Origin of the sequence: Corallococcus sp. CA047B (genome assembly GCF_003612065.1) — a bacterium.
GTDB lineage: Bacteria > Myxococcota > Myxococcia > Myxococcales > Myxococcaceae > Corallococcus > Corallococcus praedator.
Map to the genome: position 1 here is coordinate 1 of NZ_RAWD01000162.1, position 20,939 is coordinate 20,939.

General features: G+C 70.9%; 23 protein-coding genes and 1 pseudogene. 11 read left to right on the forward strand and 13 right to left on the reverse strand.

Annotation, left to right across the window (positions count from 1 at the left end):
• The 4 genes from D7X74_RS23770 to nagZ form a co-directional block, all read left to right on the forward strand.
• Nucleotides 1-1,007 (forward strand): MoxR family ATPase (locus tag D7X74_RS23770; protein WP_199741885.1); only part of this gene is annotated, 1,007 nt, incomplete at its 5' end.
• A gap of 13 nt (nucleotides 1,008-1,020) precedes the next feature.
• Nucleotides 1,021-1,902: a DUF58 domain-containing protein gene (locus tag D7X74_RS23775; protein WP_120535286.1), complete on the forward strand. Its 882-nt coding sequence runs from the start codon at nucleotides 1,021-1,023 to the stop codon at nucleotides 1,900-1,902.
• Complete coding sequence (locus D7X74_RS23780; RefSeq protein ID WP_120535287.1) at nucleotides 1,899-3,998, forward strand: BatA domain-containing protein; 2,100 nt, start codon at nucleotides 1,899-1,901, stop codon at nucleotides 3,996-3,998. Before D7X74_RS23775 ends, D7X74_RS23780 begins: the two co-directional genes overlap by 4 nt.
• Nucleotides 3,999-4,142: 144 nt before the next feature.
• A complete protein-coding gene (gene nagZ / locus D7X74_RS23785) occupies nucleotides 4,143-5,207 on the forward strand; it encodes a beta-N-acetylhexosaminidase (protein WP_370450800.1) in 1,065 nt (354 codons plus the stop codon).
• A 32-nt stretch (nucleotides 5,208-5,239) separates the two neighbouring features.
• Here the strand turns inward: nagZ and D7X74_RS23790 are convergent, their stop codons facing one another.
• The 4 genes from D7X74_RS23790 to D7X74_RS23805 all read right to left on the reverse strand — a co-directional run bounded on the left by D7X74_RS23790 (nucleotide 5,240) and on the right by D7X74_RS23805 (nucleotide 7,673).
• On the reverse strand, nucleotides 5,240-5,599 hold the full coding sequence (locus D7X74_RS23790) for a hypothetical protein (protein WP_120535289.1): 360 nt from the start codon (nucleotides 5,597-5,599) through the stop codon (nucleotides 5,240-5,242).
• A gap of 140 nt (nucleotides 5,600-5,739) precedes the next feature.
• Nucleotides 5,740-6,261, reverse strand: a complete 522-nt coding sequence (locus D7X74_RS23795; RefSeq protein WP_147444395.1) for a hypothetical protein — start codon at nucleotides 6,259-6,261, stop codon at nucleotides 5,740-5,742.
• Nucleotides 6,262-6,501: 240 nt separating this feature from the next.
• On the reverse strand, nucleotides 6,502-7,137 hold the full coding sequence (gene bcp / locus D7X74_RS23800; protein ID WP_120535291.1) for a thioredoxin-dependent thiol peroxidase: 636 nt from the start codon (nucleotides 7,135-7,137) through the stop codon (nucleotides 6,502-6,504).
• Between the two features lie 50 nt (nucleotides 7,138-7,187).
• The gene (locus D7X74_RS23805) at nucleotides 7,188-7,673 is read right to left on the reverse strand and encodes a hypothetical protein (RefSeq protein WP_199732860.1); all 486 of its coding nucleotides are present in this window, start codon (nucleotides 7,671-7,673) and stop codon (nucleotides 7,188-7,190) included.
• A 57-nt stretch (nucleotides 7,674-7,730) separates the two neighbouring features.
• Here D7X74_RS23805 and D7X74_RS23810 point away from each other — a divergent pair, with 57 nt between their 5' ends.
• On the forward strand, nucleotides 7,731-8,372 hold the full coding sequence (locus D7X74_RS23810; protein ID WP_120535292.1) for a hypothetical protein: 642 nt from the start codon (nucleotides 7,731-7,733) through the stop codon (nucleotides 8,370-8,372).
• Between the two features lie 21 nt (nucleotides 8,373-8,393).
• Here D7X74_RS23810 and D7X74_RS23815 read toward each other — a convergent pair whose 3' ends face one another.
• On the reverse strand, nucleotides 8,394-9,713 hold the full coding sequence (locus D7X74_RS23815) for a response regulator (RefSeq protein ID WP_120535293.1): 1,320 nt from the start codon (nucleotides 9,711-9,713) through the stop codon (nucleotides 8,394-8,396).
• A 124-nt stretch (nucleotides 9,714-9,837) separates the two neighbouring features.
• On the opposite strand from D7X74_RS23815, the gene D7X74_RS23820 reads away from it, so the two are divergent.
• From D7X74_RS23820 to D7X74_RS23830, 3 genes are all read left to right on the forward strand, one after another.
• Nucleotides 9,838-10,167, forward strand: a complete 330-nt coding sequence (locus D7X74_RS23820) for an MXAN_6627.5 family MYXO-CTERM protein (protein WP_120535294.1) — start codon at nucleotides 9,838-9,840, stop codon at nucleotides 10,165-10,167.
• 33 nt (nucleotides 10,168-10,200) lie between these two features.
• Nucleotides 10,201-11,241: a class I SAM-dependent methyltransferase gene (locus D7X74_RS23825; RefSeq protein ID WP_120535295.1), complete on the forward strand. Its 1,041-nt coding sequence runs from the start codon at nucleotides 10,201-10,203 to the stop codon at nucleotides 11,239-11,241.
• A gap of 61 nt (nucleotides 11,242-11,302) precedes the next feature.
• On the forward strand, nucleotides 11,303-11,884 hold the full coding sequence (locus D7X74_RS23830) for a Uma2 family endonuclease (protein ID WP_120535296.1): 582 nt from the start codon (nucleotides 11,303-11,305) through the stop codon (nucleotides 11,882-11,884).
• A 9-nt stretch (nucleotides 11,885-11,893) separates the two neighbouring features.
• Here D7X74_RS23830 and D7X74_RS23835 read toward each other — a convergent pair whose 3' ends face one another.
• From D7X74_RS23835 to D7X74_RS23860, 6 genes are all read right to left on the reverse strand, one after another.
• Nucleotides 11,894-12,814, reverse strand: coding sequence for a tetratricopeptide repeat protein (locus tag D7X74_RS23835; protein ID WP_120535297.1), 921 nt, complete (start codon nucleotides 12,812-12,814; stop codon nucleotides 11,894-11,896).
• On the reverse strand, nucleotides 12,801-13,886 hold the full coding sequence (locus D7X74_RS23840) for an MBL fold metallo-hydrolase (RefSeq protein WP_120535298.1): 1,086 nt from the start codon (nucleotides 13,884-13,886) through the stop codon (nucleotides 12,801-12,803). The genes D7X74_RS23835 and D7X74_RS23840 overlap by 14 nt, the downstream gene beginning before the upstream one ends.
• Complete coding sequence (locus D7X74_RS23845) at nucleotides 13,859-14,443, reverse strand: hypothetical protein (protein ID WP_147446662.1); 585 nt, start codon at nucleotides 14,441-14,443, stop codon at nucleotides 13,859-13,861. The genes D7X74_RS23840 and D7X74_RS23845 overlap by 28 nt, the downstream gene beginning before the upstream one ends.
• A gap of 38 nt (nucleotides 14,444-14,481) precedes the next feature.
• Nucleotides 14,482-14,949 (reverse strand): SRPBCC domain-containing protein, encoded by a 468-nt coding sequence (locus D7X74_RS23850; protein WP_120535300.1) that lies wholly within the window; start codon nucleotides 14,947-14,949, stop codon nucleotides 14,482-14,484.
• A complete protein-coding gene (locus tag D7X74_RS23855; RefSeq protein ID WP_370450799.1) occupies nucleotides 14,946-15,326 on the reverse strand; it encodes an ArsR/SmtB family transcription factor in 381 nt (126 codons plus the stop codon). The genes D7X74_RS23850 and D7X74_RS23855 overlap by 4 nt, the downstream gene beginning before the upstream one ends.
• Nucleotides 15,327-15,392: 66 nt before the next feature.
• Entirely contained in the window at nucleotides 15,393-16,883 is a 1,491-nt protein-coding gene (locus tag D7X74_RS23860; protein WP_120535302.1) for a PLP-dependent aminotransferase family protein, read from the reverse strand.
• Between the two features lie 91 nt (nucleotides 16,884-16,974).
• Here D7X74_RS23860 and D7X74_RS23865 point away from each other — a divergent pair, with 91 nt between their 5' ends.
• The 3 genes from D7X74_RS23865 (at nucleotide 16,975) to D7X74_RS23875 (ending at nucleotide 19,077) form a co-directional block, all read left to right on the forward strand.
• Nucleotides 16,975-17,718: an NIPSNAP family protein gene (locus D7X74_RS23865; protein WP_120535303.1), complete on the forward strand. Its 744-nt coding sequence runs from the start codon at nucleotides 16,975-16,977 to the stop codon at nucleotides 17,716-17,718.
• A 26-nt stretch (nucleotides 17,719-17,744) separates the two neighbouring features.
• A complete protein-coding gene (locus tag D7X74_RS23870; RefSeq protein ID WP_120535304.1) occupies nucleotides 17,745-18,245 on the forward strand; it encodes a hypothetical protein in 501 nt (166 codons plus the stop codon).
• A gap of 142 nt (nucleotides 18,246-18,387) precedes the next feature.
• On the forward strand, nucleotides 18,388-19,077 hold the full coding sequence (locus D7X74_RS23875) for a dihydrofolate reductase family protein (RefSeq protein ID WP_120535305.1): 690 nt from the start codon (nucleotides 18,388-18,390) through the stop codon (nucleotides 19,075-19,077).
• A gap of 59 nt (nucleotides 19,078-19,136) precedes the next feature.
• Here D7X74_RS23875 and D7X74_RS23880 read toward each other — a convergent pair whose 3' ends face one another.
• Both D7X74_RS23880 and D7X74_RS23885 read right to left on the reverse strand, forming a co-directional pair.
• Nucleotides 19,137-20,609: a DNA/RNA non-specific endonuclease gene (locus tag D7X74_RS23880; RefSeq protein ID WP_120535306.1), complete on the reverse strand. Its 1,473-nt coding sequence runs from the start codon at nucleotides 20,607-20,609 to the stop codon at nucleotides 19,137-19,139.
• 145 nt (nucleotides 20,610-20,754) lie between these two features.
• Nucleotides 20,755-20,939: pseudogene (locus tag D7X74_RS23885) on the reverse strand (gamma-glutamylcyclotransferase); the annotation flags it as partial.

A 20,939-nucleotide genomic window follows, 5' to 3' on the forward strand; every position in this document is an offset into this window, starting at 1 on the left:
CACTCCCCCCGTCCGACGCCACCCGCGAGGACCTGCGCGCCGTCGAGGAGCTTGCCCAGGCCCGCAACGCCATCGTCGAGCAGATTGAAAAGCGCGTCGTCGGCCAGCGCGACGTGGTGGAGCACCTGCTGATTTCGCTCTTCAGCCGTGGCCACTGCCTGTTCGTGGGCGTCCCGGGCCTCGCGAAGACGCTGCTCATCTCCACGCTGGCGGACGTGCTGAACCTGTCCTTCAACCGCATCCAGTTCACGCCGGACCTGATGCCCTCGGACATCACGGGCACGGACATCCTGGAAGAGGACAAGACGACGGGGCGCCGCTCCTTCCGCTTCATGCAGGGCCCCCTGTTCGCGAACATCATCCTCGCGGACGAGGTGAACCGCACGCCGCCCAAGACGCAGGCCGCGCTCCTCCAGGCGATGCAGGAGTACCGCATCACCGCCGGCGGCCGGACGTACCCGCTGGAGCTGCCCTTCCTCGTCTTCGCCACGCAGAACCCCATCGAGCAGGAGGGCACCTACCCGCTGCCCGAGGCGCAGCTGGACCGCTTCATGTTCCTGGTGGACGTGGGCTACCCCACCGCCGAGGAAGAGGTGCAGATCGTCAAGAGCACCACCGCGGGCGCGCCGCCGAAGCTGGAGAAGATCCTCTCCCCCGAGCGCATCCTCGCGCTCCAGGAGCTGGTGCGCCGCGTGCCGGTGCCGGACCACGTGGTGCGCTACGCGGTGGAGCTGGTGCGCCACACGCGTCCCAAGGAAGCGGGCGCGCCGGAGTTCGTGGCGAAGAACGTGTCGTGGGGCGCGGGTCCTCGTGCGAGCCAGTACCTGGTGCTCGCGGCCAAGGCGCGCGCCATCCTCAACGGCCGCTTCGTGGCCACGGTGGAGGACGTCCGCGCGCTGGCGCGGCCCGTGCTGCGCCACCGCGTGCTGCCGAACTTCACCGCGGAGAGCGAAGGCATCACGTCGGTGAAGCTGATTGATCAGCTCCTCACGGTGGTGAAGGGCTAGTCCGGCCCACCCCATGGCGCTGCTCGACGCCCAGACGCTGTCCCGCCTCCAGGGAGTGAAGCTGCGCGCCCGCGCGGTGATGGAGGGCGTGCTGTCCGGCCTCCACAAGAGCCCGCATCAGGGCCAGAGCGTGGAGTTCGCCGAGCACAAGGAGTACGCCCCCGGCGACGAGCTGCGCCACCTGGACTGGAAGGCCTACGGCAAGTTCGACAAGTACTACGTCAAACGCTACGAGCATGAGACGAACCTGCGCTCGGTGATGGTCGTGGATGCGTCCGCGTCCATGGGCTACCAGAGCGGCGCCATGTCCAAGCTGGAGGTGGCGAAGACGCTCGCGGGCGCGCTCAGCTACCTGCTCGTGCGGCAGCAGGACGCGGCGGGCCTCGCGGTGATGGTGGGCGGCGCGTTCCGGGACATCCCTCCGCGTGCATCCGCGGGCCACCTCAACGTGCTGCTGGACGCGCTGGAGCACACGGAGGCGAAGGGCCCCACGGACCTGGGCAGCGCGGCGGATCACCTGGCGGAGGTGCTGCCCCGGCGCTCGACGGTCATCGTGCTGTCGGACCTGCTGGATGAGCGGCAGGAGGCGCTGAAGCGGGTGCTGGCGCTCAGGCAGCGCAAGAACGACGTGGCGGTGTTCCACCTGGTGGATCCCGCGGAGCTGACGTTCCCGTTCGATGACCCCACGCTCTTCCTGGACATGGAGGGCGAGGGCCGCATCGAGGTGAACCCGCGTGAAATCAAGCAGAGCTACCTGGAGGAATTCGGCGCGTTCCTCGCGGACGTGAAGGCGAAGTGCGCCGAGGCGGACGTGGACTACGAGCTGGTGCGCACGGACGAGCGGCTGGATGAGGTGCTGCTGCGCTTCCTGGGGCGTCGCGGGAGGCGCAGGTGACGTTCGGCAACCCGTGGTTCCTCTTGGGCGCGCTGGGTGCGCTCATCCCCGTGCTGGTGCACCTGTTCGACCGCAGGCGGCCCCGGGCGCATCCGTTCGGGCCGATGGCGTTCGTGCTGCGAAGCCAGAAGCGCACGGCGAGCCGGCTCAAGTTGAAGCGGCTGCTGCTCTACACGCTGCGCACGCTCATCCTGCTGGCCATTCCGCTCGCGCTGGCGCGGCCGGAGTTCAGCCGCGACGCACAGGCGGCGACGGTGACGCGTGGGCCGGCGGCCACGGCCATCATCCTGGACGCGTCGCTGTCCATGCGCTGGTCGGACGGCACGTCGCTGTTCGAGAAGGGCCGGGACGAGGCGCGCGACGCGCTCAAGGACCTGCTGCCGGAGGAGCCCGCGACGGTGATGGTGTGCACGGGCGCGCCCGAGGCACCGCCGCCCCCGGGCTTCGATCGGGCCCGCCTGCGCGCGCTCGTGGACGAGGCGAAGCCCACCTACGGTTCGGCGGACCTGTCGCGCTGCCTGGACATGGCGGCGCGGGCGCTGGAAGAGAACCCGATGGCGGGCAAGCGCCTGGTGGTGGTCTCCGACATGACGGCCTCCGGCTTCCGGCTGGAAGCGCCGCCGCCCACGGTGAAGGGCCCCACGGGCACGCTGGTGAAGCCGGAGGTGGTGCTGCGCGACGTGGCGGAAGGCCGCGAGTCCCTGGACAACCACGCGCTGGTGGACCTGCGCGTGGAGCCCGCGCTGCAGGCGGGGCCGCGCTCGTACCAGTTCACGTTCACGGTGCGGAACTTCGGCGCGAAGCCGGTGAAGGACCTGGAGGCCGCGGTGCGCGTGGGCGAGTCCACGCTGGCCAAGGGCTTCGTGGATGTGCCGGCGGGTGGCACCACGCAGAAGACGCTGACGGTGCGCTTCCCCCAGGGCGGCACGGTGGTGGGCGCGGTGACGCTGACGCCGGACGCGCTGGCGGAGGACGACCGGCGGGCCTTCGTGTTGCCGGTGCCGCGCGGGCTGAAGGCCTTGGTGGTGAACGGCTCGCCACATGCGACGCGCTACCGGGATGAGGCCTTCTTCGTGGACGCGGCGCTCACGTCGCCGGGCTCGCCGGTGGACGTGGCGGTGCGCGACGCGGAGGTGGGCCTGCGCGAGGACTTCAGCGCGTATGACCTGGTGCTGCTGCTCAACACGCCCGCGCCGTCGGAGGACGAGGCGGCGAAGTTGAAGACCTTCGTGGAGAACGGCGGCGGCCTCTTCGTGAGCGTGGGCGACCACGTGAACCCGGACACGTACAACCAGCGGCTGGGCGCACTGTTGCCTCGGCCCTTGCGGCTGGTGCGCACGAGCGCCGAGCGCGAGGACCCGGACGCGGAGACGAAGACGGCGAAGCTGGCGCAGGTGAAGGTGGACCACCCGCTGTTCGCGCCGTTCACGGGCCGGGCGGAAGAGGGGCTCATCGGCGCGCGCTTCTACAAGTACATGTTGCTGGAGGCGGACAGCCCGTCCGCGCCGGGCACGAGCCAGGTGCTGGCCACATACGAGGACGGAGCGCCGGCGGTGGCGGTGGCGCGCCGGGGCAAGGGGCGCGTGGCGTTGTTCACCAGCACGGTGGACCGCGACTGGAGCGACTTCGCCATCCGGACGAGCTTCCTGCCGCTGATGCAGCGCTTCGCGGCGTACCTCACGGGCTCGCTGGAGGAGCGCGAGGAGGTGCGCGTGCGCGTGGGCGAGACGGTGACGCTGCGCCCGGAAGGCACGCAGAAGGTGACGGCGGTGCGCGCGCCGGACGGCAGCGAGGTGCCGGTGAAGGCCCAGCCGGACGGTTCGTTCGTCGCGGGCCCCACGGTGGAGCCGGGGGTGCACTCGGTGCTGGGCGCGGAGGCAAAGCCCGTGGCCGCGCTGGACTTCGCCGCCACGCTGGACCCGGCGGAGAGCGACCTGTCACGGGTGCCGCAGGACACGCTGACGGCCTACTTCGGCGAGGACACGGTGAAGGCGTCCACGGGAGACGCGGACAAGCCCGCCGTACCCCTGTGGACCTGGCTCATCCTGGCCGCGTGCCTGGCGTTCTTCTTCGAGGGAACGCTGCTGCGCAAGTAGCCGGCTGCTCCGCGCCCTGACAGGCAGCCGACGCTCGGTACGGTTCCGGCGACGCATCCGCTGCCACACGGGCGGCGGGCTCTGCCACACTGCACGGCTGTGAGCCCTGCTTCCGCCCTCTATCGCGACTGCGCCCGCCTCTTCATGGTGGGCTTTCCTGGCACCCGCATCGACGCCGACCTCGCGGCGTTGATGGACGACGGCATCTACGGCGCCATCCTCTTCAAGCGCAACGTGGGCACCGCGGCCGAGACGGCGGCGCTGTGCCATGAGCTGAAGGTGCGCGCGGGCAGGCCCTTCATCCTCTCCGTGGACCAGGAGGGCGGCCGCGTGGCGCGGCTCCGCGACGCGCCCTTCACGGCACTGCCGCCCATGCGCGAGCTGGGACAGCGCGGCGACGAAGCCCTGGCCGAGCGCGTGGGCCGGCTGCTCGCGCACGAGCTGCGCGCGGTGGGCTTCGACTGGGACTTCGCGCCGGTGCTGGACGTGGACACCAACCCGGCCAACCCGGTGATTGGCGACCGCAGCTTCAGCCGTGACCCGGCGGAGGTGGGCCGGCTGGGCGTGGCGCTCGCGCGGGGCATGGAGGCCGGCGGCGTGGCGTCGTGCGGGAAGCACTTCCCGGGACACGGCGACACGACGACGGACAGCCACCTCACCCTGCCCCGGCTGCCGCATGACCTGGAGCGACTGCGCCGCGTGGAGCTGGTGCCCTTCCAGGCGTTCGCGAAGGCGGGGCTCGCGTCACTGATGACGGCGCACGTGCTGTTCGACGCGCTGGAGCCCGGCGTGCCGGCGACCATGAGCCACCGCGCGCTGCACGGCATCCTGCGCCAGGAACTGGGCTTCGACGGCGTGCTCGTCAGCGACGACCTGGAGATGAAGGCCATCGCCGGGCACTACTCGGTGGAGGAGGCCGCTGTGCAGGGCACGCTCGCGGGCGTGGACCTGTTCCTCGTGTGCCACCACGCGGACGTGCAGCGCGGTGCCATCGAAGCGCTGGTGAAGGCGGTGGAGTCCGGCCGCGTCCCGCGCGAGCGCATCACCGAAGCCCACCGTCGCCTGGACGCGCTCGCCGCCCGCTTCGCGCACCCCGCCGAGGACCGGCTCGCCACGCTGGGGGATGCGAACCACCGCGCGCTCGCGCAGGGACTCGCCAGTGCGTTCACCGGCAAGGACCCCACCGAGGTCATGCTCGCATCGCGCTGAAGGCCGTCCCCATCCGCCTCGGAACAGGGGCGTCACTCCGTGTCGTGGTGCCCCTGGATGAACTGCCGCGTCCCGCCCGGGTCCCGGGTGTCTTCGTTGGACGTGGTGTAGCCCGGCGCGCCGATCTTGTTGGTGTGACCCTGCGCGCCCGCGCCATCCTCCGCGGCCGTGGTGCCCGCGCTGCCGGAGCCTCCGGTGCCGCCTCCGCTGCCGGAGGACACCCGCATCGGCTCCATGGGCGGCCCGGGTTGCTGCGTGTTGGCGATGCCCTCGTAGCTGCTCCCAGCCCGGGGCATCAGCGGCCTGTCGCGATTGCAGCCCGGTCCGATGAACGCCACCGTGGCGGCGAAGGTCCCCAGCAACGTCCAGCGATGGAGGGCTCGGGATTGCATGACCTGCTCCTTCTGGAGGCGTGAAGGCCTCGACACCAAGGAGTGGTCACCCCGGGTCCCCACCGGGAGTCGGCCACAGGGCCGGAACACGGGCGCCCGCCAGCACGCTGGCCAGCGGACGCCCTGGGACTTCAGGACACCTAGCGCTGCTGCAGATAGATGGGCTGGGTGACGTAGCTGTAGGGCGCGTCGAAGCCGCGCACGCTCTCGTTCGCGGTGGAGACGTCCCAACCGCCCAGGCCCCAGGCGGCAGGCGAGTAGGTCGCCCCACCCAGCGTGCCATAGCGGTGCGCCATCATGCCGCCCGCGTTGTCCCAAAGGGAGTTGTTGGCCTGTCCGTCCTTGGACTTCGTGCGCGGATCGATGCTGGAGCCAATCTTCGTGATGGTCTCGTTGTAGCCCCGGTCCACGGTCAGCATGTGCTTGGGCAGCTTCGCGGCCGCGTTGCCGTGGTGCGCATCGCCAGGGGCTTCGTTCCCCTGCTGCTCGGCGACGTTGTACAGGGCCTCACCCTGCGTGCCGCGCTGGGCGAAGGCGTTGCCCCGCGATTCGTCCGGCTGCTTGCCGCCCGTCTCGGGGAGACCGCCGCAGGCCGTGCCCAACAGCACGCCCGTCACCAGCGCCGCCGTCCCCATCCACCGCTGAATGCCTCGCTCGCGCATGTTCATCATCTCCGCCATCCCCAAGGGATGGTCATGCTGTCCGCGCCAGCCACCGGGCATCCACCCGACGGCTCGGCTCGCAGGTCGCCCCCTGCCAGGCCCGAAGGCCATGGCGGGGCTGGGTCATGAACGGCGGGTGTCCCCAGGAAGCAGGAGATCCGCCACGGGGCGCAGGAATACACGGTCCCAGGCTCCCTGTCCCGCCAGGAGTTCACCGGGGACCCGCCGCCCCACACCCGCTCAGGCGCGAGCGCCCTTCCGGGCCGGAGCCTTGGCCGCGGGGGCCTTCTTCGCCGCCGGTTTCTTGACAGCCACGGGCTTCGCCACCGCCGCCGGAGCCTTCTTCGCGGCGGGAGCCTTCACGGCCGGCGCGGAAGCCTTGGAAGCCGGAGCCTGGGAGGCCGCACCGGAAGGCTGCTGGAGCGAGGCCAGCACCTCGGCCACGTGCCCCGCGACCTTCACCTTGGGCCACACGCGCAGGACCTTGCCGTCCGGCCCGATGAGGAAGGTCGCGCGGATGAGGCCCATGAACTTGCGGCCATAGAGGGACTTCTCCCCCCACACCCCGTACGCGTCCGCCACCGCGTGGTCCGGGTCCGCCAGGAGCGAGAAGGGCAGACCCTGTTTCGTGGCGAACTTCTGGTGGCTCGCGGTGCTGTCCGGCGACACGCCCAGCACCACCGCGCCGGCCTTCACCAGCGCGGAGTGCTCGTCGCGGAAGTCGCACGCCTCCGTGGTGCAGCCGGGGGTCGCGTCCTTCGGATAGAAGTAGAGGACGACGTGCCGCCCCTTGAGCTGCGAGAGGGAGACGGTGGCTCCGCTCTGGTCGTGGAGCGAGAAGCCGGGGGCCTTGTCACCTGCTTGGGGCATGGGCATGTGACGGCTCCTTACCCAGCCCCCGCCGGCTTCTCAACCCTGCTTCCTACTCAGTGCAGGTCCGCGCCGTTCTCGCCCGGCGGGTGGCTGTTGGCCTCCGCCTGGACCACGTCCGCCTGGCAGCGCTGCAGCACCTTGCGCAGCATGTCGCGCGTCACGTCCGTCTTGGCCTCGCCCATCTTCTTGGCGAGGTTCTCACAGGCGGCGCGCTTCGCATCCACCTCGCTGGCGCCAGGGCCGGTCGCGCCGGGGCGGGCCAGGGGGCGCGGTGGGAGCTTCTCGCGGGCGGACTTCAGCGCGGCCAGCCGCTTGTCCGCCTCCGGACGGCTCTTGGAGTCCTTGGGGATGGCCTCGAACTCGGCGACGACCGCCGTCCAGGCCGGGTCGTGCGGGGCCACGTTCTGGTTGATCAGCTCCTGATAGTGCCCCTCGGCCTTGGCGAGCTGCTCCGGACCGGGGTCCTGGGAGCAGCCCGACAGCACGAGCAGGCCCATCAGCAGCAGCGCGGCGGAGTGTCGTGGGTGGGCAATGCGCATGGTGTGGTTCTTCCTCCTGCTGGCCACCCGGTTAAACCACGGCTAGGGTGCGCCGTCGTGGCTCCCATCCTGCTCGCCTTCCTGCTCGGCCTGACCCAAGGTCTGCTCCACGCCCTGGGGCCGGACCACTGCGCCGCCATGGCCACGCTCGGCACCCTGGGCGGCGGCCGGCGCCGCGTCGCGCTCAAGACCGCGCTGCGTTTCGCCCTGGGCCACGCCTTCATGCTGGGCGGCATCGCCGCCGTCTGCCTGTTCGCGGGCGTGGGCCTGTCGGAGACCTTCGAGCGCTGGGCGGAGGTGTTCGGCGGCGCCGTGCTGGTGGCCCTGGCCGTCACCGCGCTCCTCTTCCCGCACAGCCTGGACCACGGGCACCCGCACCTGCCCGGCCACGACCGCAAGCCCCACGAGCACGTTCACACCGTGAGCACCGCCGCTGGCGCCTTCATGGCCATCAGCGGCGTGCGCTCGCTGCTCATCGCCCTGCCCCCGCTGCTGGTGGGCGGCAGCATGAGCCTGTCCGCGTGGACGTACCTGCCCGGCTTCGCGCTGGGCATCCTCATCGGCATGGGCGCCGTGGGCCTGCTGTTCGCCGAAGGGCTGTCCCGCGCCAACGCGCGCATCAGCCTGTGGATCCAGCGCGGGGTCGCCCTGGGCTCCGGCGCGCTGGGCCTGTTCTGGATTGGCTCCCGGCTGGTGTAGCCGCGCGGGAGCGGCGTCCGGCTACCGCTTGTCCAGGATGCCCAACGCCATCATCGACACCAGGAAGCCGTAGACGACGTGCTCCGGGCGGTTGGCGAACGCGAGCAGCTCCGCCACCACGCGGTTGCCGTCGATCTTCGGCAACAGCTCCGCCTCCCAGCGCTCCAGCTCCACCTCGTTGAGACCGTAGGCGGGCGCGACCGCAGGGATGAGCCGGTCCTCCGGCTGGAGCAGCCGGCGCAGGCGCTCCGGCTTGTAGAGCTTCTTGATGCCCCGGACGATGAGGTTGGCCGGGTGCACGTCCAGCTTGATGGACTCTGCGGAGGCCTTCTCCTTGAAGCTCATCACGTACGTGCCCTCCTCCCAGGAGAAGAGCGAGTAGATGATGGCCTTCACCTGCTGGCCCACGTAGTACAGCCGCTCCGTGTCCTTGAGCAGCGCGCGCTCCACCAGCACGTCGCCGGTGCGCCGGTGGCTCTGCGCGGCGACGGCGGACGCGTCCTGGAGCTGCTCGGGTTTGATCTTCCCCACGCGCACCAGGAACTGCCCGAAGCGGTCCGCCAGCAGGTTGGACAGCGCGAACACCGGGGTGCCGTTCTCGAAGTAGACGACCTTCTTCACCTTGCCGCGCTGGATGCCCAGCTCGCCCGTTTCGCGCGACAGGTAGAAGGCCGTGAGCAGCGAGGGCAGGTTGTCGCGCAGCTCGCCCCGGCGGCTGCCCGGCGCGCCCGCGCCCACCGGCAGCGGGTCCGGCGGACGGCCCGGCGTGGGGGCGCGCACCTGGGTGGAGGGCACCTTCTGCATGGGCGTGGCGGTGAGGTTCGCGCCTCGGATCTCCGCCGTGAGGTTGCCGCCGCCGGTGACCTTGATGCGGCCGGTCAGCTCCATGGCGTCCTGCGGGCCCTCCTCCTCCACGTCGATGTCCAGCTCCACCTCGAAGGCGTCCTGCATCGAGGCGGAGGGGAGCTTCTTCTCCGCGGGCAGCACCTTGGCCACCGCTTCGAGCAGCTTCTGGGCCTCGAAGGGTTTCTCGAAGTAGCCGGCGGCCTGGTACTTCTGCCGCGCTTCGGTGGCGTGCTTGCCGCCCTTGAAGACGCCCGTGATGAAGAGCAGCGGCAGCTGGGGGTTGTCCTTCCGCAGCGTGTCCGCGAGGTGGTAGCCCATCATGTCGGGCAGAAGGATGTCCAGGACGGCACACCCGGGCGGCGAGGCGCGCGCGGCCTCGATGCCCTGCTTGCCACGGCTGGCGCCGACCACCTCGTACCCGGCATCCTCGAAGAGCTGGGTGAGGAGGGAGAGGAGCTCCTGGTTGTCGTCCACGACGAGGATTCGAGGCGCCATCGCGGGGGGACCGTAGCAGATTCAGCCGCCCTGTCGGCCAGCGATTCCGGGAAGCCCGGAAGCCCGCCCCCTTCAGTGGAAAGATGCAAGCGTGCCGCCGGGGCGTTAGGGTGGCGCCCGCCTCATGCCCTCCCTCTTCTCGCGCCTTCGTCCGGCGGGGTTCCTGACCCTGACCTGCCTCCTGTTGCTGTCGCCCCTGGCGGCCGTGGCCCAGTCGCAGTCCGACGGCGGCGAAGAGGACCCCGGCGGCGAGGAGGGCGAGGACGGCGTCGGGCGGGTGCCCACCAAGTGCCGCAGCAGCAACGACTGCGCGCCGCGCTTCACCTGTGACACGGGCAAGTGCAAGTACACCGGGGTGCGGCAGGCGCAGACGCAGGGCTGCCTGCTGGGCCCCGAAGCGGCGCTGATGGTGCTGGGCGTGGCCGCGGTGGCCGGCTCCCGGCGCCGCCGCTAGGCCCCCACCCCCTCTCCCAAGGAGCGACGCGCGATGCGGCTGGGCCTCAAGGCGGACAACCTCCTGGAGCGGGTGGCGGACTTCCTCAACCTGGCGCCCCAGCCCCTGGCGCACGCCTTCTTCGGGATGATGGCGTCGCGCACGCTGATGGCCGGCGCGCGCCTGGGCGTCTACGCGGCGCTGGCGGACGGCGCGGCGACCGCGGAGGCGCTGGCGGCCCGGCTCAAGACGAGCACCGAGGGCATGCGGGCGCTGCTGGAAGCGCTCATCGCCTGCGAAGTGGTGGAGCTGCAGCGGGGCCGCTTCCGGCTGGCCCCCCGGGCCCGGCGGTGGCTGGACCCGCGCTCGCCGCAGGCCATCACCGCGTTCCTGGAGTTCAACTACGCCCAGTGGGACTGGTGGGGGCAGTTGGAGAACGCGGTGAAGAGCGGGCAGTCGGTGGACATCCACCAGTTCGCTCCGGACGACCCGCGCTGGCGCGACTACATCCAGGCCATGTACCAGCTGGCGCGGCTGGCCTCGCCGGAGGTGGCGGCGGCCATTCCCCTGCCCCGGGGTGCGAAGCAGTTGTTGGACCTGGGCGGCGCGCACGGCTGGTACGCGGCGGAGCTGTGCCGGGTGCACCGGGGACTGAAGGCCACGGTGGTGGACCTGGAGGGCAGCGTGCGCGTGGGGCGGGAGATCATCGCCCAGGCGGGGCTGTCACACCGGGTGACGCACCGGGAAGGCGACGTGCTGCACGCGGAGCTGGGCGGGCCGTATGACGGCGTGCTGCTGTTCCAGGTGATGCACCACCTGACGCCCGCGCAGAACGTGGCACTGCTCAGGCGCGTGCGCGGGGCCATGGCGTCCAAGGGCACGCTCGCGGTGCTGGAGTACCTGCGCGAGGAGCGCGACACGCAGGGCTCGTCCGCGCCGCTCATCGGGCTGCACTACTTCCTCACGTCGGGCGCGGCGGCGTACACGCCCGCGGAGGTGGAGGGGTTCCTGGACGACGCGGGCTTCCGCGTGCAGAGCACCCGGCCCATCCGGCACCTGCCGTTGCAGACGTTGATCATCGCGCAGCCGGAGTAGGCCTCCGGGGTCGCCCGCCCGCTGGCTTGTCAGACGGCGTTGCTATCTCCACACTCCAGGCATGGCCTATGGCGCGAAGACGCTCGAGGGTCCCGCGACCCTCGCTGACATCGAGGCCCTGCCCGAGGGCGTGGTGGGCGAGATCATCGACGGAACGTTGTACACGCATGCGCGGCCCCGGGCCGGGCACATGGACCTGATGGGCGCGTTGATTGAAGGGCTGCGAGGCCCCTTCCAGCGAGGCCAGGGAGGCCCTGGTGGTTGGTGGGTGCTGGTGGAGCCCGGCATCCAGGTGGAGGGCTCTCCGGAGTTCAGCCCGGACCTCGCGGGGTGGCGACGCGAACGGTTGGCCACGCTGCCGTCCGGAAGCTGCACGATCGCGCCGGATTGGGCGTGCGAAATCCTCTCCCCCTCCACGCGCGCCTATGACCAGCGCATCAAGCGGCCGTTCTATGCGCGCCTCGGCATCCGACACCTGTGGTTCATCGACATCGAGGCGCGCACGCTCACCGTGAGTGAGCTGCGGGACGGACGCTGGATGGAGATGGGCGTCTACGGCGAGGACGACGTCATCCGAGCGGCACCGTTCGACGCCATCGAGCTGCGGCTCGGCGAGTGGTGGTCCGACATCGAAGCGGACTGAGGCAGCGGTTCACTTCCGCCACTGCTTCTTCCTCCGCTCCATCTTCTTCCGCTCCTCCTCCGCCTCCCTCCCGAGCTCCTCCCGGTGGAACTGCGCGAAGTCCACCATCGGCCGTTGCCGGGGGTACGGGTGGGGGCCGGCGTGTTCGAGGATGGCGTCCAGCCCGGAGAGCGCCTCAGGAACCATCCCCTCGCGAATCAGCACCAGGGCCCGGCCCATGAGCGCCGCGGACACCAGGGCCCGCATCCGGGGATCCGGATCCTCGCCGTAGCGCACGTCCACCTCGTCGAAGCACTCGAGCGCCTCTTCCCAGTGCCCCAGCCCCTGGAGGGCATGCGCCCGCTGCAGGAGCGCGCCCGACGCCATGTCGACCTTGAGGGGATCCGGGTCTCCGTCACTCGCTTCCAGCAGCGCTTCGCTCAGGCGCAGCGCTTCCTCATACTCCTCCAGTTGGTTGTAGACGTTCGGGAGCAGCACCCGGGCCGCGCCCACTGCGTTGCGCAGACCTTCGGGCGCAGACTCCGACGAACCGAAGCGGCGCAGCAGCTCTCCCACGCAGCGCAGGGCCTGCTGGGGAATGTCCTGCTCCATCAGGACGCAGGTCCGGTAGACCATGGACCAGGCCACGCCCTCCCACAGCGCGGGCTTGCGCGGGCTCCAGAAGCGGCGCTCCACCTCGTCGAAGTGGATGACGGCCTCCACCACCTTGCCCAGCTCCGACAGCGCCGCGCCCCGGTGCCCCAGCGCCCGCGCCACCTGGAGCTGGAGCGCGGGCACCCGCGACGTCGTGTGACGCCGGTACACCTCATCGCAGAGCGGAATCACCTCCAGGACATGGCCCGAGCGCACGAGCGCGCGCGCCCGGTCCATCAGCGCCTTCGCCTCGACCTCCGGCGGGACGGGGGGCGCGGCGCCTTCAGCGTCCGGCATCGGCCCGTCCCGCGTCCTCCGGGGCCAGCGGCGACACGTCCCGGCCCTCGCCGAAGTCGAGCGCCCAGAAGCGCGGCCGCACCTCCTCCTTCAACAGGAGCCGCAGGAGCAGGTACTTCGCCTCGTCCTGGCCGTCGAACGCCATCGGGAAGGTGCCGTAGTGCATCGCCACCGACGTGCTGGAGCGCAGCACGCGGTGCGCCTCCAGCGCCTGCTCCGGCCCCATGTGCACCGGGTGGATGACGCGCGGACGGAACGCTCCAATGGGCAACACCGACAGGCGCATGGGGCCGAAGCGCTCCGCGATGCGCTGGAAGTGCGGGCCCAGGCCCGTGTCCCCCGCGAAGAGCACCGGGCCGCCGGAGGTCTCCAGCACGTAGCCCGCCCACAGCGTCTCCTCCTGGTCCGTCAGCCCGCGGTTCGAGCGGTGCTGCGCGGGCACCGCCGTGACCTTCAGGCCCGGAGGCCCGCCCTTCGCGGACTGCCACCAGTCCAGCTCCTCCACGTGCTGGAAGCCCTCGGCCTTCAAGAGCTCCCGGTTGCCCAGGCCCACGAGGAACAGCGGGTGGTGCGCGGCCTCCAGTTGGCGCAGCGTGGGCAGGTCCATGTGGTCGTAGTGGTTGTGGCTCACCACCACGACGTCGATGGGCGGCAGGTCCTCGAAGCGGATGCCGGGGGGACGCACGCGCTTGGGGCCCACGAAGGAGACGGGGCTGGCCCGGTCCGAATAGATGGGGTCCGTCAGCACGTTCACCCCGTCCGCCTGGAGCAGCACCGTGGCGTGGTTGATGAACGTCACGCGCAGCTGGCCTGGGCCCACGCGCTCGGGCGGCTTCGGTCCGAAGGGCAGCTCCGCGTACGGGCGCCACGCGCCGCGCTCCTCCTTCAGCGCCGCCCCGATGAGCTTGAGGGCGGGCAGCTTTGGCGCATCGCCCAGGTTCTGGAACGTCTCACCGTCGAAGTGGTCCGTCGCCGGGCCCCGGTGCACCGTGCCGGCGAAACAGCCCGTCCACAGCGACAGGGCCAGCACGGGCCACAGCCGCGTCACTTGATGACGATGGTCCAGTCGCATTCGAAGGGCTCTCCGTCGAGGGATGGCAACACGTAGCGCGACGCCTGGATGCTGGCGAGGGCCTGCGCGAGCAGGTCCGGGGGCAGCGTCGCTTCGCGCACTTCACATTGTTGGGGCACGCCGCCCTGCACCAGCCGGCACGTCACGCGCACGTGGTGCTTGCGCCCCTCGCGCCAGCGCTGGAAGGCCTCCTGGAACACCGGGTCGTCCGGCGGGCCGCCGCGCACGCGCCGGGGCTCCTTCACGTGCTGGGACAACCAGGAGCAGGCGTCCTTCACCTGTCCGTCGCAGGCCTTGCCCATCAGGGACAGCGCGCTCAGCCGCTCCGGACCCCGCGCGTCCGTGGCCAGGAGCGTGAGGGCCTGCTCGAAGCAGACCTTCGCCGTGCGCACCGTGCAGGCCTCGGTGGTGGCCGGAGGCGTGCCCGCGGCGAAGGCCCCGAGGGGCGCGGGGCGCATCAGGTCCTCCGCCACGCGCGCCGGGTCGCTGCGGCGCGGGCCACACGCGGACACGGCGCACAGCAGGGCCAGCAGGGGGAGGAACGGACGCCAGGACATGGCGCCCATCGTAGACGGCCTGCGCCCCGGAAGGGATGTCAGCCGTTCGCGGTGGGGGGCGTGCCGTCGCCCAGCCACGCGTCGAGCCCCGCCACGAGCTGGGTCCACCCCTTCTTGGAGCTCTCCCGCCACTGCTCGCCCTCGGGGCCCATCTCGTGGGTCAGGGTGAGTTCACAGCCCGTGCCCAGCGGAACGATGTCCACCGTCAGCCGGTCGCGGTCCTGGGAGTACTTCGGCACGCCCAGGGTGAACACCAGCCGGCGCGGCCGGTCGATCTCCAGGTACTCGCCCACGTGTTCGACCTCCTCGCCGTCGCGCAGGTCCGCGAAGCAGTAGGTGCCGCCCACGCGCGCATCGACCTCCGCGCGCACCAGCGGCGTGTTGGGACGGGTGACGAAGAGCCAGTGGCGGGCCTTCGCGGGGTCCAGCCACGCATCGAAGACGCGCTCCGCGGAGGCCTTGAAGCGGTGGGTGATGCTCAACTTCACGGGGAGGGGCGGGCTCATCGGGTGCGTCCTTTCTTCGGGGGAGGAGCAGAGGCCAGGGCGCGGTCCTCTTCCTGGAGCAGGTCATCGAGTGCCTGCAACCGGGCGCTCCAGTTCGCGCGCTGCGCGTCCATCCAGCGCGCCACGTCGTCCATCGGTTTCGGGGTGAAGGACAGCAGGTGTTCGCGGCCCTCGCGGCGCCGGTGCACCAGGTGCGCTCGCTCCAGCACGCGGATGTGCTTGGACACCGCGTTGAGGGACATGGCGAAGGGCTGGGCCAGCTCCGTCACGCGCACCTCCCCCGCCGACAGGCGCTGGAGGATGGCCCGTCGCGTCGGGTCGGCCAGCGCCAGCAGCGTCTGGTCCAGGTGTTTCGGGGTCGCGGGCGTGCGCATCATTCAACCTCTGGGTTGAATATCAACGCAGGGCCGTGGGGTGTCAAGGCTGTGGGGTCGGGGCAGGCTTCAGCCCCCGCGCGCGGCCTCCAGCGCACGGGCCAGCGTCCGGGTCCCCGCGCGGAGGGCGTCCGGGCGCACACCGCCGAAACCGAAGACGAGGCCGGCTTCACGACGCCGGCCGAGGAAGTAGTCGGACAGGGCTGCCACCTCCACGCCCAGTCGGGCCGCTTCGTCGCGGACGCGCAGGTCGGACAGCGGCGCCGCGAGCGACGCGGACACCTGCATGCCGGTGTCGCAGGGCCGGGGTGTCAGGGCTCCAGCACAGTCAGCGCGCAGCGCATCGAGCAGGGCTTCGCCGCGCTCCCGGTAGGCCACCCGCATCCGGCGCAGGTGGCGCGCGAAGTGGCCCTCCGAGAGGAACACCGCCAGGGCCGCCTGCTCCAGCGAGGAGGCGGGCGCGGGAGCGGTGGCACGGGCCGCAGCGAAGGCATCCACCAGGGATGGCGGCGCGACGAAGAAGCCCAGGCGCAGGCCGGGGAACATGGACTTGCTGAAGGTGCCCACGTAGACGACGCAGCCGGCCTCATCCAGTCCCTGGAGCGCGGTGAGGGGACGGCCCCGGTGACGGAACTCGCTGTCGTAGTCGTCCTCGATGATCACGGCCCGCGTGCGCTCCGCCCAGTGCAGCAGCGCCATCCGACGCGCCAAGCTCAGCGTGGCGCCCAGAGGATACTGGTGCGAGGGAGCCACCACCGCGACGCGGGCCCGGGGCGCCCGAGCCATGCCAGCGCCCACGTCCAGCCCTTCCGGATCCACGGGCACGGGAACCGGCCTGCCACCGGCGGCGAGCACCGCGCGGCGGACACCGGGGTAGCCCGGATCTTCCACCCAGACCGCATCTCCGGGGTCGAGCGCGAGCCGGAGGACTTCATCGAACGCCTGCTGCGTCCCGGCGGTCACGAAGACCTGTGCGGCGACACACCGCACCCCGCGCGACGCGGACACATGGGCAGCGATGGCTTCGCGCAGGGGCGCATGCCCCAGGGGGTCGCCTCCATCGAGCAGCCCGGTGCTCGCACGCGCATGGACGCGCGTCACCGTGCGGCCCCACAGCGCGGTCGGAAACAGGTCGAGCGCGGGGACGCCAGGGCGGAAGGCACGGGGCGCCGAGCCCAACCGGGGCGCCCCCACCGGTGAAGACTTCCGGGCCCGGGCCGAGGCGGCGAGCCGGGGGCCCCGGGACACACGGGACGGAGTGCTCCGGGTCCGGTCCTCGGGGGCGATGGGCAGTTCGGGAGCAACGCGGGTGGAGGCGCCAGCGCGGGCCACGACGTAGCCCTCGGCGGCGAGCGCATCCAGCGCCTGGAGGACGGTGCTGCGGGCCACCTCCAGCTCCGTGGCGAGCTGGCGGGATGAAGGAATCCGCCATCCGGGCGCCAGCGCTCCGGAGAGGATGCGCGTCCGGACGCCCTCGAAGATCTGCTCGTGGAGCGGCGTGGACGTTCGCGGGTCCAGGCGGAGGAGCAGGGAGGTGACGGCGCCGGGAGGGGTCTTCAACTGGTAGGGCCGATTCGCTCGAAAGTGGTCTTCATGACCCTACCAGCTTGCTGACAAGGATGGCTTCCGCACCCGAACCCCGGAAGCCCCCATGTCGTCCACCCCTACCGCCTGCTGCTCGGTCCTCGAACTGCGCCAGTACACGCTGCATCCCGGCCAGCGCGACGTGCTCATCACGCTCTTCGACCAGGAGTTCGTGGAAGCCCAGGAAGCAGTCGGAATGCACATCGTCGGTCAGTTCCGCGACGAGGACCGGCCGGACCGGTTCGTGTGGATGCGCGGCTTCCCGGACATGGCGTCCCGAAGCGCGGCGCTGGGGGCCTTCTATGGCGGACCGGTGTGGAAGGCGCACCGGGGCGCGGCGAACGCGACGATGCAGGACTCCGACAACGTGCTGCTCCTGCGCCCGGTGCGTCCGGACACGGCCCTTCATCATCCCGGCCTGGCCAGGCAGCCCGTTGAAGCAGTGGCCCTTCCCGATTCACGCGTGGAGGTGACGCTCTGTTTCCTGAAGGCCCCCGCCGACGAGGGCCTGGTGCGGTTCTTCGAACAGCACGTGCGACCGGCGCTCACGGAACTGGGGGCACGCTTCCAAGGACTGTTCCAGACCGAGCCCGCGGAGAACACCTTCCCGGCCCTGCCCGTGCGCACGGGAGAACACTTCCTCGCGTGGCTCACGGTGTTCCCCTCCGCCGAGCGTCACCGCGAGCACCGTGAGCAACGGACTCGTTCGACAGCATGGACGGAGCAGGTGCTGCACGGGCTGCATCCGGCGCTGAGCGCACCGCTCGAACACCTGACGTTGGCGCCCACCCTCCGCTCCCAGTTGCGCTGATCCGCTTCCCGAAAAGGACTCCCACCATGAAGCCCCTTCCTCCGCTCCCCACTGGCGACGTGCACGACTTCGACTTCTTCCTTGGCGAATGGACCTGCCAAAACCGTCGCCTCAAGAAGCGACTGGCGGGCAGTGACGACTGGGACGCCTTCGCGTCGAGAGCGCGCTGTCGTCCGCACCTGGGCGGTGTGGCCAACGTCGAGGAGGCCGAGTTCGAGCGAGGTTTCTCCGGAATGGCACTGCGGCTGTTCGACCTCCAGCAGCGGCGCTGGTCCATCTACTGGGTCGACAGTCGCGGAGGCGTGCTCCTGCCGCCCGTGCACGGAGGCTTCACGGGAGACCACGGCATCTTCTACGGCGAGGACACCGACGACGGCCGTCCGGTCCAGGTCCAGTTCCGGTGGACGCGACAGGGGACGGACCGCGCACGGTGGGAGCAGGCCTTCTCCCTCGACGGAGAGACGTGGGAGACCAACTGGGTGATGGAGTTCACGCGGGTGATGGAACGGACGGCACCCACCGTCTGAACTCCCGTTCCCGTTCGCGGGGTTGTGAACGAACCGTTCGCATCCCGCTGAATCGGTTCGACAGGTCGCCGGGCATCTGGGAACCCTCTTCCCTGCACCGCCTCCGATTCACGAAGGCGGACCGTGCACCGGGAGTTCCGTGATGAAGCCCCACGTCATCTGCCACATGGTCTCGTCCATCGACGGACGCATCCTCCTCGAGCACTGGCCCGAACCGGGCACCGCGCACGCCGAATACGAGCGCACCGCCGACACCTTCGACGCGGATGCCTGGATGTGCGGCCGCATCACCATGGAGGACTTCGCCGCGCAGGGGCGCATCCCCAAGCCCACTCCCGCCGCGCCCCTGCCCCGCACGGACTTCATCGCTTGCAAGGACGCGGACAGCCACGCCATCGCCCTGGATGCGCACGGCAAGCTCAACTGGGAGTCCGGCGACCTCGACGGCGACCACCTCATCGTCGTGCTCACCGAGTCCGCCTCCGACGCCCACCTCGCCCACCTTCGCGAACGCGGCGTCTCCTACGTCTTCGGCGGCAAGCACGACATCGACTTCGCCCGCGCGCTGGAGACGCTGGGCCAGGAGTTCGGCATCAAGACCGTGCTGCTCGAAGGCGGCGGTGGCATCAATGGCTCCCTGCTCGCCGCAGGCCTCATCGACGAGGTGAGCCTGCTCATCCACCCCACCGCCGACGGCATCCCCGGCACCCCCTCCCTCTTCGACCGCCCCCAGGCGCCCGACAAGGGCACGGCGCTGGAGCTCACCCACGTGGAGAAGCGGGATGGGGGCATCGTGTGGCTCAAGTACCGCGTGCGCAACGGGGCACGCTGAAGCCCCTCTCAACCCGGGCGCGTCCCTCCTGCCTGCCGTGCGCGGACGCCGACAGAAGCTCAGGCGGACGGCGGGGCGCGCAGCAGCGTCGCGGACTCGTAGAGGCTCTCCTGTTGGAAGATGCCCGCCGCGGATGCGTCCTTCTCCAGCTTCTCCTGCACACCCTTGGGCAGCTGCGCGTAGAGGTCCTGGCCCAGCAATCCCTCCAGCTGGTCCACCGGCACGCGCGACGCCTCCAACATGGGGACGATCTCGTCCTTCTTCGACGGGCCTTCCTTCGCGTTCGGCACCATGTACGCGAACATCGACAGGTTGCCGTTGGGCAGCTCCAGCAGCACCGTCTTGAAGTTGTGCGTGGGCACCGCCATCTTGCGGTCCTTCGCGCCCATCGTCTCGATGGACTCGGGCGGCAGCGGCTTGCCCTTGTCATCCAGGTACAGGTTGCCCGTGACGATGTAGGCCTTGCCGCCGGTCTCTTTCACCAGCTCCGACACCCCGCGCTCCAGCGTGCGCCAGACCTGCTGGTTGTGATTGCCGTGCTGCGGGGCGATGTTGCTCATGTAGTGGCTTTCGTTCATCGCCGCCTGCGTGGGCGAGTCCTCGGCCGCCTTCATGTGTCCCCGGTCGAAACCGGTGTTGTTGTAGTCGGAGTCCGTCACGCCCCCGACGCCCACTTCCGGGTCACGCACGAAGGTGCTGTTGAGCCGGCTGACGTCCGCGGGCGTCTCCTTCACGTCCGCCGCGGACAGCATGTAGCTGACGAACGTGGGCACGTTCTTGTCCGTGTCCAGCAGCGTGCGCGAGTACTCCTTCACCAGGTTCAGCCCGGGCGTCGCGCCCTCGCCGCCCACGGGCCGGAGCGGATCCAACTCGCCCGCGACTTCCGCCACGCGGCTCTGGAAGGTGGCCATCTGCTGGTCGGGCACCCACTGCGTGTCCGCCGCCGTCCCCGTGCCCTTGGCCTGGTTCGCCTTGGACGCGTTCACGTAGGCCGTCAGCTCCTCCGCGGAGAGCTGCCCGTCCGCGTTGCCGCCCAGCAGATCCGCGCGCTTCGCCACCGACGCCTGCCAGGGGCTGTCGAACGCGTCCACCGACACCGACTGCGCACCGCCCGCGAGCTTCGCGTCGAGCGCCGCGCGCTGCTGCTGGATGGCCGTGGACGTGAGGAACTGCGCGTCCGTGGGCGCGGAGAGGTACGTCTCCAGCTCCGCCGCGGACACCTGGCCGTTCTCACCCCGGCCGTCCACGCCGCCCGCGTCCGCCGCCTTCAGCAGGCGGCCCTGCCAGCTCTCATCCGTCCAGCCGAACTTCTGCTGGAGGTCGGAGATGGCCACTTCCTTCGTGGCGGAGCGCTTCCAGCTTCCCCCCGAGGGGGCCACCACCGTGTTGGAGGGAACGGCGCTGGCGGGGGCGGCATTGCCCGGCACGGGCGCGGCGGGCACCGCGGTGTTCGCGGGCGCGGCGGCGGTGTCGGACGCATTCGCGGGCGTAGGGCGCGGGGGAGTGGCTCGCGTCGGGATTCGCAGCGACATGCGGTGAACGTCCTCGGGGCCGTGGGGGAACAGTCCGGGAGAGGGGGCCCTCCACCCATCGTCGGCGTGACGCGGCACCCGGTTGCGTCGCACCTCCCTTTTTCTCAGGGGGCAGGGCTTTTTTCGGTCAGGATCAACCCGGCTGTCACTTTATGCCGGGCTTGTTGGGCGTCTGCGTGCGGTGGCCGTCGGGTCGGGCGTGCTGGACGGCGTGGACGATGCGGGCTTCGGCCTGGAGCTTTTCGACGACGGCGGCAGGCAGGCGAGCGCGTTCGGCGGCGACGGCGAGGGTGATGAGGAAGGCCTCGCTGACGGGCCCCTGGGTGGAGG